Source organism: Streptomyces sp. NPDC092296 (assembly GCF_044755465.1).
Taxonomy (GTDB): Bacteria; Actinomycetota; Actinomycetes; order Streptomycetales; family Streptomycetaceae; genus Peterkaempfera.
The window spans coordinates 135,996-149,180 of record NZ_JBIVRB010000010.1 but is presented as its reverse complement, the minus strand read 5'-3'; the positions used below and the strand labels follow the sequence as shown (position 1 = coordinate 149,180).

The following is a 13,185-nucleotide window of genomic DNA, read 5'->3' as shown; positions in this document are numbered from 1 at the left end:
CACGGAGCCCCCCGGGCCGTCCTGCGGCGTACGGCCGTCCGGGTGGCGGAGCGGTGAAGCGGCGTGGACGTCAGCGCTGCAGAACCGGCCATTCGCTGCGCTGCTCGTCCTGCGGGGCCGCCGGCAGCTCCGCCGTGTCGAGCGTGATCTGCCCGGCTGGCAGGTCGACCTTGACCACGTCTCCGTAGTCGAAGTACTCGCACCGGTGGTAGGCGCCGTTCGCGGGGTGGCTGTGCAGGGTGGCCCGCCGGGTGTACGGGTCGAGGATCAGGTAGGCGGGCACGGGGACCGACCCGTAGGCCACCGCCTTGTCCAGGTAGTCGTTCTCCACGCTGCTGGGCGAGACCACCTCGCAGGCGAACTCGATGAGGTCCGCCGGCTCGTCGGTGCGACCGCGCTGCTGGGCTCCGGCCGACCAGACGAAGACGTCCGGCGCGTTGTCGTGCGCCCAGGTCGGGTGCTTGAAACGCACATCACCGCTGACCGCCCACTCCGGTCCGAGCTGGGCCTTGAGCATGCCGGCGATCTCCCAGGTGGTCGGGTTGTGCACCGGCTTGAGCGGACTCATCATGATGAACCCGTCGCGCATGGCGAGCTCCACCCCCTCCATCTCCGGGATGTCACTCATGATGCTGCGCAGGGTCTCGATGTCCCTGGCGATCTTCTCGTTCACGACGGCCACCCTCCGACGACGCTGTGCAAAGCCAGCCTAGCCAGCGGGGCCGACAACGGGCCGCGGCCCGGCGGCCGGCCGGGGAAGTGGCCGGCCGTCGGGCCGCAGGGGAGGGGGTGGTGCGGGGGGTCAGGCGCCGATGGCGTGCAGGCCGCCGTCGACGTGCACGATCTCGCCGGTGGTCTTGGGGAACCAGTCCGAGAGCAGCGCGACGACGCCACGGGCGGCCGGCTCCGGGTCGGTGAGGTCCCAGGCGAGCGGGGCGCGGCTCTCCCAGACGCCGGCCAGCTCCTCGAAGCCGGGGATGGACTTGGCGGCCATCGACTTGATCGGGCCGGCCGAGACCAGGTTCACCCGGATGTTCTCCTGGCCCAGGTGGCGGGCCAGGTAGCGGGAGGTGGACTCCAGCGCGGCCTTGGCCACGCCCATCCAGTCGTACTGCGGCCACGCCACCGAGGCGTCGAAGTCCATGCCGACCACCGAGCCGCCGCCCTCCATCAGGGGCAGGCAGGCCATGGTGAGCGACTTCAGCGAGTACGCCGAGACGTGGACGGCGGTGCCGACCGACTCCCAGGGGGTGTTCAGGAAGTTGCCGCCCAGGGCGTCCTGCGGGGCGAACCCGATGGAGTGCACCACGCCGTCCAGGCCGTCGACGTGCTGGCGCACCTTGTCCGCGAGCCCGTCCAGCTGCTCGGTGTTCTGCACGTCGAGCTCGATCACCGGGGCCGGCTTGGGCAGCCGGTTGGCGATCCGCTCGACCAGGCTGAGGCGGCCGAAGCCGGTGAGGATGACCTCGGCGCCCTGCTCCTGCGCCAGCTTGGCGGTGTGGAAGGCGATCGACGACTCCAGGAGGACCCCGGTGACCAGAATCCGCTTGCCGTTCAGAAGTCCACTCATGGTGATCAGTGACCCATGCCCAATCCGCCGTCGACGGGAATGACGGCTCCGGTGATGTACGCGGCGTCGTCCGAGGAGAGGAAGCGCACCGCGGAGGCGATCTCGGCCGGCGCGGCGTAGCGGCCGAGCGGCACGCCCGAGATGATCTCCGCGCGCCGCTCCTCGCCGAGCACCGCGGTCATGTCGGTGTCGACGAAGCCCGGGGCGACGACGTTGACGGTGATGTTGCGCGAGCCCAGCTCACGCGCCAGGGAGCGGGCGAAGCCCACCAGACCGGCCTTGGAGGCGGCGTAGTTCGCCTGGCCCGCCGAGCCCGACAGGCCGACGACGGAGGAGATCAGTACGATCCGGCCCTTGCGCTGCCGCAGCATGCCCTTGGCGGCGTGCTTGACCACCCGGAAGGTGCCGGTGAGGTTGGTCTCCAGGACGGAGGTGAAGTCGTCCTCGGACATGCGCAGCAGCAGGGTGTCCTTGGTGATGCCGGCGTTGGCCACCAGCACCTCCACCCGGCCGTGCTTCTCCTCGACCTCCGCGAAGGCCGCCTCGACCTGCGCGGAGTCGGTGATGTCGCAGCGGACCGCGAGCACGTCGTACTTCGCCAGCTGCTCCGGGACCTCGCCCGAGCGGCTGGTGATGGCAACCCGGTCGCCCGCCTCGGCGAAGCCCTGGGCGATGGCGAGGCCGATGCCCCGATTACCTCCGGTGACGAGTACCGAGCGGCTCAAGGGTCCACCTCTCTTGATCTGGTCTTCGGGCCCCTCAGGTCCGGGGCCGGTCGAGGCGCGTCGCGCCTACGCATTGTGACGCTATCTGGCCGCCGTGCTGTCGGGCGAATCCGCCTCCCACAGCTCCACCGCCGCTGAACTGTGGGTTCTCGACAGTCGGACTGGGGTCGACGAGCGGGCGGGGCAGGGTCGACGAGCAGGCGGGGCAGGGTCGACGAGCAGGCGGGCCGGGGTGAATGAGCGGGCCCGGCGTGGGCAGCCGTACCCACGTGGCCCGGCCGGAGTGCGCGTTCCGCGCGGACGCGCGGGCCGCCGCCGACCGGCCGGACGGAGCGCCGACGGGACGGAGGGCCGATGGGTACGACAGCCGAAGTGCCCGGCACCGGGCCCGACGAGGGCGACCGGGGCGCGGCGGAGCAGGCCCGGGTCCAGGAGGGGATGCGCCGGGCCGCCGACCTGCACGGACGGATGCAGCGGCTGCTGGAGGCGGTGCTGTCGATCAGCGGCGAGCTGGAGCTGTCCGCCGTGCTGCGCACCGTGGTGGACGCGGCCCGCACCCTGGTCGACGCGCGCTACGGGGCGCTGGGGGTGCTCAATGAGGCGGGCGACTTCACCGAGCTGATCCCGTCGGGCGAGGGCGGGGAGGGCTTCGCCGCGCTGGGCCGGCTGCCGCATGGCGAGGGCATCCTGGGCGAGCTGGTGCGCAACCCGCACCCGCTGCGGGTCGACGACCTGGCCGGCCATCCGGCGAGCGGCTTCCCGCCGGGGCATCCGGTGATGCGGACGCTGCTGGGCGTACCGATCCTGGTCCGGGGCACCGTGTACGGCGACCTGTACCTCGCGGACAAGAACGACGGCGGGCCGTTCACCGAGGCGGACGAGTCGGTGGTGATGGCGCTGGCCGGGGTGGCGGGGGTGGCGATCGACAACGCCCGGCTGTATCTGCGGCTGCGGGACGCCACCGAGGAGTTCCAGCGGCGGCTGCTGCCCAGGCTGCCGGACCTCGGGCCGCTGCGGCTGGAGGCCCGCTACCAGCCGTCCTCCGAGGTGCCCCGGGTCGGCGGCGACTGGTACGACCTGATCCGGCTGCCCGACGGTGCGCCCTGCCTGATGATCGGTGACGTGATGGGCCACGACCTGCACGCCGCCACCGCGATGAGCCAGATCAGCAACATGCTGCGGGTCATCGCCTTCGACGAGCAGGAGCCGCCCAGCCGCATCCTGCACCGGCTGGACGAGGTGCTGCACCGGCTGCACGGCGGTCCGATGGCGACGGTGCTGGTGGCCAGGCTGGACCCGCTCGACCGCGACCACTGGCGGCTCTGGTGGGCCAGCGCCGGGCACCTGCCGCCGCTGCTGCTCACCGACGACGGCCGGGCCCGCTACCTGTACGGCGGCGACGTGGGCATCCCGCTGGGGGTGGACCCCGATCTGCCGCGCCCGGACCACCGGGAGACGGTGGCCACCGGCAGTACGCTGCTGCTCTTCACCGACGGCCTGATCGAGCACCCCCGGTATTCCCTGGACCGTGGCATGGGCGACCTCGCGCAGGCCGCCGCCACCCTCGCCGACCGGCCGCTCCCGGAACTCTGCGACGCGCTGCTGGCCCACCGCGGCGGGGTCTTCCGCGACGACGTGGCCCTGCTGGCGCTGCGGCTCGCCTACTGAGCCGGACGCCGGTCCGCCACGGCGCCGGTATCGCGACCGCGCCACCTGTTTCCCGGGCTGCTGTTTCCCGGCTGCCGCAGGGGGCTCGCGGCGGAGCGCCGGGCGGCGCGCGAAAAATTCGCACTCCGAATTCCCCCGCGCCTTTTCCCGTCTCAAAACAGGTGATCCAGTCCCGGTTAAGGAACCCTTACAGGGAGAAGCGGTGCCCCTTGGTGGGTTCGCGCATGCGCCGAGGAAGGTGAAATGCCAGACTGGACGACCAACCCTAAATGGCACAGTATTACTTATTCGGTTCTCACGGCGGTTCTGCCCGGCGTGACGTTCTTCGCCGGGGCGCAGCTGAGCGAGACCGCAGGGGTCACCAAGAGCGCCTACCTGGTGATCGGCGTGGCGTCCTCGGTGCTGGCCGCCTCCGGGGGGCTCCAGGTCAACCGGCGGATGCGCAGCCGCGAGGAGATCAGGTTCGAAGCGGCACTGGCGGCGGTCGCCGACCACATGGGCATGCTGGCGACCCAGCCGGACGAGGCCGCCGCGCTGCTCGGCGTGATCGACGACCGGCTGACCACGGTGGTGGCCAAGCACGCCGGTCCGGATGCCCGGTGCGCCTTCTACGCATTGGAGAGCCAGGGCCGGTACCTGAAGAAGGAGGCCATGTCCGGGGTGCCGGACGACGCGCCGCCCGGATTCGGGGACGGCGACAAGGACGGGCGGGCCCTGCTGCACGCCATCCACCAGGGCGACATCGTGGTCGTCCCGGACAACCGCAACGCCAACGGGAATCTGAGCATCAGCCTGGGCGGCGACTACCAGACCGCCGTCGTCGCCCCGGTCTTCGCCGGGGACCAGCCGCAGGGGGTGCTGATCATCGACGCCCCCAAGGCCGGGGACCTCGCCAAGGTGCGCGAATCCTTCGTACGGGTGTTCGCGCGCCTGATCGGCACCTCGCACGCGGTCGGACACCATCCGGCCACCGGTCCGACCGCCGGCCCGGCCCTGGGCGCGCAGCCCGGCGGCGGGCGCCCCGGCGCGGAGGCGTCGCCCGCGCAGCGCAGGCAGGCCGAAGGCGACGGTGTGCAACGGCTCGGCGACTCCTAGTATCTGCTTGACCGTTCTGTGCCGATGGGCAGATGGGGGACCACCGTGAGTGACAGCGAGATCGCGATCATCGCATCCGGCCGCCGCTGGATGGACGGCCGGGATTCCGGCGACGAGTACTTCGCCAAGGTGCGGCGCTCGGCGGCCCGCGCCTCCGGGCTCCGGCTGCTGGGCCGGCTCGGGCCGCTGGTCGGCAAGGTGCTCGGGCGCCGTACCGGGAGCTGACCGGCGCCCGCCGGACGGCCCGGCCGATATTCACTGGCAGCTGCGGCGGCGCGGCTGCCAGGCTTCGCGGTATGCCACACACGTTCGAGGAGCTGATCACCGAGGCCGCCGCTGTCTCCGTCGACGGCTGGGACTTCTCCTGGCTGGACGGGCGCGCCACCGAGGAGCGCCCGTCCTGGGGGTACGCCCGGCTGGCGGGCGAGCGGATGGCCCGCGCCACCGCCGCGCTCGACGTCCAGACCGGCGGCGGCGAAGTGCTGGCCGGTCTGCCGCGGCTGGCCCCGCTGACGGCCGCCACCGAGTGCTGGCCGCCCAATGTCGCCGCCGCGACGGCGCGGCTGCACCCCCGGGGCGCGCTGGTCGTCGCCACCGCCGACGAGCAGGCGCTGCCGTTCGGCGCGGCCGCCTTCGACCTGGTGCTCAGCCGCCACCCGGTGACCACCTGCTGGCCGGAGATCGCCCGGGTGCTGCGCCCCGGCGGTACGTACTTCTCGCAGCAGATCGGGCCCGCGACCAACCGGGAGCTGACCGAGTACTTCCTCGGCCCGCAGCCGCCCTCCACGGCGCGTGACCCCGAGCGGGCGCGGGCGGCCGCCGAGGCGGCCGGGCTGTCCGTGGTCGACCTGCGGTCGGAGTCGCTGCGGGCCGTCTTCCACGACGTGGGCGCGGTGGTCTACTTCCTGCGCAAGGTGATCTGGACCGTCCCGGACTTCACGGTCGACCGGTACCGCACCGAACTGCGGGCGCTGCACGACCGCATCCAGGCCGACGGGCCGTTCGTGGCGCACGCCACCCGCTTTCTGATCGAGGCCCGCAAGCGCCCGTGAGCTTCGTCATGGTGTGCTCCGCCGCACCCCCTTTGCCGGGTACGGTCGCAGCGTCCCGTCCCCATGGCATCCCGAGGAGGTCCGCCGCCGTGTCGCTCGACCTGTCCCCCGTCGTCACGGCCACGGCCCAGTGGCTGCTGCGGGCCTACCCGCCGGCCGGCGGCCCGCTCGGCACCGCGCTGGCCGAGGCGCAGGCGCGGCAGGCGGCCACGGTGGCGGCGTGGCTGCGGTATCCGACCTCGGTGGACGCGGCGCTGGTCGCCATGGTCGGCCCCGGCGGCTCCGGGCGGCTGGACTGGCTGGTGGGCGCGGACGCGGGCCGGTACGACCCCGAGGAGCGGTACGACCACCGGGACCACGCCTGGCGGACCTGGGTGGACGAGGTCGTCACCAGCTGGGCCGCCTGCCTGCTCACCGACCCCGCCCTGGCCGCCGCCGCGGTGGCGGTCGTCGCGCACGGCGAGCACGCGGCCGGGGCGCCCGCCGACTTCCGCCGCCTCACCGCCCCGGGCGACCGCGACCGCACCGCCGCCGCCCTGCTCCGGCACCCCGATCTGCTCGCCCCCATCGCCGATCTGCACCGCCCCCAGCTCCGCCGCCTCCTCGACGCCGAACCCCTCGACCGCGCCGGCTGACCCCCGGGGCCGCCCCCGGGGCCGGGAGGCGGCCGGGCCGAACCGGGGGTGGGCAGCGAGCCGGCGGGCGTGGCCGGCGCTGCGGGCGGCGGGCGCGTCGGGGTGCCGGCCGATCTGGTGCCGCCAGCTCAGCGGCGCACCGGCCAGTGGCCGGATGCGGCACCGGGGCTGCGGCCGGAACCATCGGCTGCTGTGGCGGACACGGGCGCGCACGCGGTGACGAGGACGTGGCACGGCCGGGCCGTGGAGTTCCGGCGGGCCGGGGTCGGGGAGACCGGCGAGGTGCCGGCGGTGCTGGACGAGGCGGCGGCCTGGCTCCGGGCCCGGGGGGTCGGCCAGTGGCCGGACCGCTTCGAGGCCGGGTGGGTCCCGGGGGCGATCTCCCGGGGCGAGACCTGGCTGGTCCGGGGTCGGCGGGGGCGGGCCGGCCGCCGCCACGGTGACCCTGGACCGGTTTCGGACCGCGCCGCCTGGACACGCGTCCCTGAGGAGGCCGTCACAGGCCGCAGGCAGGGCGGGCCGCTGCGAGCAGGCCGGCCGGCCCGGAACCGTCCGACCCGGGGAGCCGATCACCATGCACCACGACGAGTTCATCGGCCAGGTCCAGGCCCGAGCCGCCCTCCCCGACCGGGGCTCGGCCGAGCGGGCGGTCCGGGCGACGCTGGAGACGCTGGCGGAGCGGATACCGGACGGCCTCGGCGAGCATCTGGCGGCCCAGCTGCCCACCGAGGTCTCCGAGCATCTGCGCCGGGTCGCGGCCGCCCACCAGGCGTCGCCCGAGCACCGCCGCAGCGGCGAGCGCTTCGATCTGACGGCGTTCGCCGGGCGGATCGCCTGGCGCGGCGGCGCCTCGGAGGAGGCCGCCCTGCGGGAGGCCAGCGCGGTGCTGGAAGTGCTGGACGCGGCCCTCTCACCGGAGCTGATGCAGAAGCTCGGCCGGGTGCTGCCGCACGACATCGGTGAGCTGCTGCCCGCCGTCCGGGCGGACGACACCGCGCCCGCCCGCTGACCCGGCTCGTCCGTGCGGCCCCGCGCGGGCGCATGCCCCCGAACGCCGCCCATGGACCCGCCGTCCATGGGCAGCAGTGTGAGAGGAAGCCGTTTCAGAGACGGCAGCGCCCGGAGGGGAACAGCAGTGCCCGGAGGAGAACAGCAGTGACAGACCGCAGCGGCCCGGAACCCTCCGGCCCACCGCGCAGCCGCCGAGCAGACGCGAAGAGGACACCGCTTCCGTGAGTACAGCATCCGCCGCCCATGACCGCTCCGGAGGCGATCCCGGCCGACCGGAGGAGCCCCCGTCGGCGCACCGCTGGCACGCCCTCGCGGTCTGCCTGGTCGCCGGCTTCATGACCCTGCTCGATGTGAGCATCGTGAATGTCGCCCTGCCCACCATCCGGTCCGGCCTGCACACCTCCGACAGCGCCCTGCAGTGGGTGCTCTCCGGCTACGCCCTCACCTTCGGCCTGGCGCTGGTGCCCGGCGGGCGGCTCGGGGACGCCCGCAGCCGCCGCGCCGTCTTCATGACCGGGCTCGCGCTGTTCACCGCCGCCAGCGCGCTGGCGGGCGCGGCGCAGACGCCGTCCTGGCTGGTCGGCGCGCGGCTCTTCCAGGGCGTTGCGGGCGGTCTGCTGATGCCGCAGGTCTCCGGCTTCATCCAGCAGCTGTTCCGGGGCCCGGAGCGGGGCCGGGCGTTCGGGCTGCTGGGGGCCACCGTCGGCATCTCCACCGCCGTCGGGCCGCTGCTGGGCGGGCTGCTGATCCAGGCGTTCGGCAGCCATGAGGGCTGGCGCTGGGTCTTCTACGTCAATCTGCCGATCGGCATCGCCGCACTGCCGGTGGCGTACCGGCTGCTGCCGGGACCGCCGGCGGCGGAGCGCGCCGAGCGGGCCGCCCGGCGCCGGGCCGGCCGGCACGGCGGCAACTTCGACCCGGCGGGCGTGGTGCTGCTCGGCGCGGGCACCGTGCTGCTGCTGCTGCCGTTCGTCCAGGAGCAGCAGTGGCACGGCAGCGGCAAGTGGCTGCTGCTGCCGGTGGCGGTGGTGCTGCTCGGGGCGTTCACCGGCTGGGAGGGCCGCTACCGGCGGCGCGGCGAGCCGCTGGTGGACCTCGGGCTGTTCCGGGCCCGTTCGTACGCGCTGGGCACGCTGCTGTCGCTGGTGTACTTCGGCGGCTTCACCGCGATCTTCTTCATCTTCACCCTGTACCTCCAGAACGGGCTGGGCTACAGCGCGCTGCTGGCCGGGGTGGCCATCACCCCGTTCGCGCTGGGCTCGGCCGGTGCGGCGGCGGTGGGCGGCCGGGTGGTGCACCGCTTCGGGCGGCCGCTGGTGGTGTGGGGGCTGGTGATGGTGGTGGTCGGGCTGGCGGGGGCGGCGTTCGCGGTGCACCGGGTGCCGGGGCCGTCGGCGGGGTGGGCGACGGCGGCGCCGCTGCTGCTGGCGGGGCTGGGCAGCGGGCTGGTGATCTCGCCCAACCAGACGCTGACGCTGAACGAGGTCCCGGTGGTCCGGGCGGGCAGCGCCGGCGGGGTGCTCCAGACCGCGCAGCGGATCGGCTCGGCCATCGGCATCGCGGCGGTGGGGTCGGTGTTCTTCGCCCGGGTCGCCTCGCACCACGGGGACTGGCCCGGGGCGTTCCAGCTCGGGGTGGTGGTGGCCACCGCCTTCGTGCTGGCGGCGCTGCTGGTGGCGCTGGCCGATGTGGTCGGCGGGCGCTGGGAGCAGGCGCGGCACGAGCGCGGCACGGCCCGGGAGCGGGAAGGGGCGGCCTCGGCGGCCACCTGGTCGGAGCTGCGGGCCGCCGGGGCGGAGCTGCGGCCCCTGGAGGCGGATGGCACCGCCGGGTCCGGGTATCCGAAAGGCGGGGCAGACTGATATGAGAGGAAAGGGGCGCAATGTCCGATACTTCTGATCGGCCACCGCGTCCGCCGAATCATCAGGAGGTGGCTATGGGCCTCTCCATGCACGACCGGCAGGTCCTCGCCGACATCGAGCAGCACCTCACCGAGCACGACCCCCGGCTGGCGAGCCTGCTGAGCGACTTCGGAGAGCAGCGCACGCGGGTGCGGGGCACGGCCGGGGCCCTGTGGCGCGGCACGGCCGTCGTCGCCGCCGGAGTGGCACTGCTGCTCGGCACGGTGCTGCTGGCGGTGGCGGTCGCCGTCCACGGCGAGGCGCTGACCATCGCCGGCTCGCTGACACTGGTGACCGCGCTGACACTGGGGGCGGCCGCGTTCAGCGGCCGGCTGCGCCGCCGGCGCGGCGGCTGACCGCCCTGCCGTACGGGGACCGGGGCGGAGCGGGCGACGGGGGCCCTCACGCCCGCACCGAGCGCGAGGAGTCGACAGATGGGGCTGGTCAACGCGGTGGGTGTGGTGCTGCACCCGGAGCGCGACTGCCGGGGGACGCTGGCGGTGGTCGCCAAGTGGGCGCATGCGCACGGTGGGCAGGTGCTGGCGGCCCCCGGGGAGGTGGACCGGCTGGGCGCGGGGGCGCTGGCCGTCGCGGACGGCGAGTTCGCCCGGCGGGCCGATCTGATCGTCAGCCTGGGCGGCGACGGCACCATGCTGCGGGCGATGCGGCTGGCGGCGACCGGCCACGCACCGGTGCTGGGCGTCAATGTGGGCCGGCTGGGCTTCCTCGCCGAGGTCGACATCCCGGAGGTCCAGGCGGCGCTCTCCGCGATCGACGAGCAGCGCTTCACCGTGGAGCCGCGCTCCGGCGTACGGGCCGACAGCGGCGGACGGCACGAGCTGGCGTTCAACGACATCGTGCTGGCCCGCATCCCGGGCAACCGGTCCGCCGCCGTGGGCGTGCAGGTCGACGGGCACCCGTTCGTCCGCTACGCCGCCGACGCGGTGATCGTGGCGACGCCGACCGGCTCCACGGCGTACAGCTTCTCGGCGGGCGGGCCGATCGTCTCGCCCAGCGCGGAGGGGCTGCTGGTGACACCGGTGGCGCCGCACTCGGCGTTCAACCGGGCGCTGTACCTGTCGGCCGGGGAGAAGCTGGTCCTGACCGTGCTCCCCCACAGCGGGGAGCTGGCCGTGGAGGCGGACGGCCGGGTGGTCGGCCATGTCGGGCCCGGCGACACCGTGGACGTCACCATGCTGCCCACGGCGGCCAGCGTGGTGCGGCTGGGGCTGACCACCTTCTACCAGCGTGTCCAGCGCAAGCTGCGGATCACCGGCTCCCCGGAGGCCGGGCCCTGACGGCGGCCCCGGCCCCCGGGCGGGCCGGGGCCGCCGCGCGGCGGTCACGCCTTCCGGTTGACCACCTTCTGCTCGAAGGACCCGAAGGCACCCTCCTGCTTCCACTCCACGGCCGCCTTGGCGTTGGCGGCGAGGAAGCGGGAGCAGCCGGTGCGCGGGTGCGCCGCGCCGAGCCGGTCACCGGCGCACTCCGGCACCACCTGGTAGCCGTCCCGGCCGCGCCACAGGCTGTGGCCGGTCAGGAAGCCGTACTCCAGCGAGTCCCGGGCGAGCTTCTTCAGCGCGGGGTAGTCCAGCCGGTAGGTCAGCGCAGCCCGCTGGTACTCGTGGCTGATGTCGGTGCGCTCCACGCCCTCGTCGTCGGTGGAGAGCGCCACCGGGACGCCGTACTGCCGGTACAGCGGGAACGGGTGCTCGGCGCCGTTGACGCCGAGGATCTGCGCGTTGCTGGTCAGCGGGACCTCGACCGCGATGTGGCGCCGGGCCATCAGCTGCAGCAGGTCCTGGTAGCCGTCCTCGTGCCGGATGTCCACGCCGTGGCCGATCCGCTCGGCGCGGCCGAGGACCACCGCCTGGCGGATGTGGAAGGTCAGGTCCTCGGGCTTGACGAGGCCGGGGACCAGCTCGCCCGCGTGCAGGGTGATGTGCGCGCCGGGGTACTGGCCGTGCAGGTAGTCCAGCATCCGCATCTGGAGGGTGTAGTCACGCAGCGCCACCGGGGCGTCCTCGGGCTGCACCAGGTCGACCGCGACGAAGCGCGGGTCGCGCTCGGCCAGCTCCATGCCCAGCACCAGCTGGGTGAAGACCCGCTCGGGCGCGGTGGAGCGGGAGACCTGGGAGATGAACCGGACCGGCAGCGAGCAGCCCGCCTCGGCATGGGCGGTGCCGCAGTGCGCGGCGGCGTGGAACTCGGCCATCGTCGCGTCGGCGTCGGCCCTCGCCTGCCGGACAAGCCTGTCGATGCCACCGTCGGCCAGCAGCTTGCGGCGCATCCGGGCCAGGTCGCTGTCCCAGCCGACCTTGGCGGCCAGCGCGGCGGCCCCGGAGGAGGCCGGGGTGAGCATGGTCTCCAGGTAGAACTGGTGCTGCTCGGCGGCCCGGTTGGCGACGTCGGCGACCAGCCGCCCGGGGTGGCGCCAGCTCGCCTCGCCGAACTTGCCGAAGGTGGCGAAGAAGTGGTCGTGTCCCGACTCCGCGCCGGGCTTGAAGTCCTGCATCGACCAGGCGCGGATCACCTCGCGCCGGAAGTCGGCGTCGTGCTCGGTGTCGGAGGCCGGACGGGTGTCACCGGTGCAGGGCGGCTCGATGGCCGTGTCCGTCGGGTCGATACAGAGCCCGTCCTCCACGGCAAGGCGCAGCAGCAGTTCGGTGGAGGCCGCGCCGGAGAGGTGGTTGTGCAGGTCGCCGCCCTTGGGCAGGTCGTGGAAGAACGAGGCGAGCGCCTTCGGCCGGTCCCGGATGCCCTGGAGGTAGCCGGAGACCCGGCGCGCGGCGGCGGTGGGACCGGCGGCGCCCCTGGCGGAGGCGGACGGCGCGGGCAGCAGGGAGAGCGCCAGCGCGGCGCTGACGGCGAGCGGGAACAGGGCGGCGCGCCGGGACGCGGCGGCTCGGGATGCGTGAGTCATGGCGGCATCCTGGGCACCGCGGCCGCCGCACACCCGCCGACAGGCCGGGGCCATCGGGGGGCGTTGGCAGCGCGGGGGCGGCTCAGGAGGGTGCCACCCGGCGCGCGGCCGATGGGCGTACGCCCGCGCGTGCGGGGCTCTTGATCGGCGCGCCGGTCGGCACCGGCCGTGGGACGCTGGAGAGAGGTACGGCGCGGCTCCGCCCGGTCGATGGGACGGCGGTGGCGGCACCGCGCACCAGCCGAACCACGGGAGGCGGCCGATGGGTCTCTCCATGCACGACCAGCGGGTTCTCGCCGATATCGAGCAGCACCTGGCCGACCGGGACCCGGCGCTGGCGCGGCTGCTCGGCAGTTTCGGGGACCGCCGCAGCAGGCTGCGGGCGGCCGTCCGGGACGCATGGCTGGGGACGGTGGTGGTCGCGGCCGGGGTGTCGTTCCTGCTCGGCATGTCGCTGCTGTCACTGGGCGAGTCCGGGCGCAGCCGGGCGGTGACCGCGTGCGGGGGCGCGGCGTTCGCCGTGTCCGGGTTGATCGTGCTGGCGGTGCTGATCGTCACCGGGCGCCGCCGGCGCGCCGGTTGACGGGTTCAGCACGGCGGCCCGG

Annotated in this window: 14 protein-coding genes; 10 read left to right on the top strand and 4 right to left on the bottom strand. The window is 74.3% G+C overall.

Features of this window, described 5'->3' with window-relative positions; translation table 11 throughout:
* Positions 1–70: 70 nt before the first annotated feature.
* The 3 genes from ACIQGZ_RS21355 to fabG all read right to left on the bottom strand — a co-directional run bounded on the left by ACIQGZ_RS21355 (position 71) and on the right by fabG (position 2,295).
* A complete protein-coding gene (locus tag ACIQGZ_RS21355; RefSeq protein ID WP_402603921.1) occupies positions 71–673 on the bottom strand; it encodes a Uma2 family endonuclease in 603 nt (200 codons plus the stop codon).
* 129 nt (positions 674–802) lie between these two features.
* Positions 803–1,570 carry an enoyl-ACP reductase FabI gene (gene fabI, locus ACIQGZ_RS21350; RefSeq protein WP_402603919.1) on the bottom strand — a complete coding sequence of 256 codons (768 nt, stop codon included), beginning with the start codon at positions 1,568–1,570 and terminating at the stop codon, positions 803–805.
* Positions 1,571–1,575: 5 nt separating this feature from the next.
* Entirely contained in the window at positions 1,576–2,295 is a 720-nt protein-coding gene (gene fabG / locus ACIQGZ_RS21345) for a 3-oxoacyl-[acyl-carrier-protein] reductase (protein WP_402603916.1), read from the bottom strand.
* A gap of 354 nt (positions 2,296–2,649) precedes the next feature.
* Here fabG and ACIQGZ_RS21340 point away from each other — a divergent pair, with 354 nt between their 5' ends.
* From ACIQGZ_RS21340 to ACIQGZ_RS21300, 9 genes are all read left to right on the top strand, one after another.
* On the top strand, positions 2,650–3,963 hold the full coding sequence (locus tag ACIQGZ_RS21340) for a PP2C family protein-serine/threonine phosphatase (protein ID WP_402603914.1): 1,314 nt from the start codon (positions 2,650–2,652) through the stop codon (positions 3,961–3,963).
* A 315-nt stretch (positions 3,964–4,278) separates the two neighbouring features.
* Positions 4,279–5,058 (top strand): GAF domain-containing protein, encoded by a 780-nt coding sequence (locus ACIQGZ_RS21335; RefSeq protein WP_402603912.1) that lies wholly within the window; start codon positions 4,279–4,281, stop codon positions 5,056–5,058.
* 45 nt (positions 5,059–5,103) lie between these two features.
* Positions 5,104–5,283: a hypothetical protein gene (locus ACIQGZ_RS21330; RefSeq protein WP_402603910.1), complete on the top strand. Its 180-nt coding sequence runs from the start codon at positions 5,104–5,106 to the stop codon at positions 5,281–5,283.
* Positions 5,284–5,354: 71 nt separating this feature from the next.
* Positions 5,355–6,110, top strand: a complete 756-nt coding sequence (locus ACIQGZ_RS21325) for a class I SAM-dependent methyltransferase (protein ID WP_402603909.1) — start codon at positions 5,355–5,357, stop codon at positions 6,108–6,110.
* Positions 6,111–6,199: 89 nt separating this feature from the next.
* Positions 6,200–6,745, top strand: coding sequence for a hypothetical protein (locus ACIQGZ_RS21320; protein WP_402603907.1), 546 nt, complete (start codon positions 6,200–6,202; stop codon positions 6,743–6,745).
* Between the two features lie 574 nt (positions 6,746–7,319).
* Complete coding sequence (locus ACIQGZ_RS21315; RefSeq protein WP_402603905.1) at positions 7,320–7,754, top strand: DUF2267 domain-containing protein; 435 nt, start codon at positions 7,320–7,322, stop codon at positions 7,752–7,754.
* 337 nt (positions 7,755–8,091) lie between these two features.
* Positions 8,092–9,618 (top strand): MFS transporter, encoded by a 1,527-nt coding sequence (locus ACIQGZ_RS21310; RefSeq protein WP_402604043.1) that lies wholly within the window; start codon positions 8,092–8,094, stop codon positions 9,616–9,618.
* A 74-nt stretch (positions 9,619–9,692) separates the two neighbouring features.
* On the top strand, positions 9,693–10,013 hold the full coding sequence (locus ACIQGZ_RS21305) for a DUF3040 domain-containing protein (protein WP_402603903.1): 321 nt from the start codon (positions 9,693–9,695) through the stop codon (positions 10,011–10,013).
* Between the two features lie 78 nt (positions 10,014–10,091).
* Positions 10,092–10,955 (top strand): NAD(+)/NADH kinase, encoded by an 864-nt coding sequence (locus ACIQGZ_RS21300; RefSeq protein ID WP_402603901.1) that lies wholly within the window; start codon positions 10,092–10,094, stop codon positions 10,953–10,955.
* Positions 10,956–10,999: 44 nt separating this feature from the next.
* Here ACIQGZ_RS21300 and ACIQGZ_RS21295 read toward each other — a convergent pair whose 3' ends face one another.
* Positions 11,000–12,580 carry an adenosine deaminase gene (locus ACIQGZ_RS21295; RefSeq protein ID WP_402603899.1) on the bottom strand — a complete coding sequence of 527 codons (1,581 nt, stop codon included), beginning with the start codon at positions 12,578–12,580 and terminating at the stop codon, positions 11,000–11,002.
* A 262-nt stretch (positions 12,581–12,842) separates the two neighbouring features.
* Between ACIQGZ_RS21295 and ACIQGZ_RS21290 the strand changes: the two genes are divergently transcribed.
* Positions 12,843–13,163 carry a DUF3040 domain-containing protein gene (locus tag ACIQGZ_RS21290; protein ID WP_402603896.1) on the top strand — a complete coding sequence of 107 codons (321 nt, stop codon included), beginning with the start codon at positions 12,843–12,845 and terminating at the stop codon, positions 13,161–13,163.
* Positions 13,164–13,185: the final 22 nt, after the last annotated feature.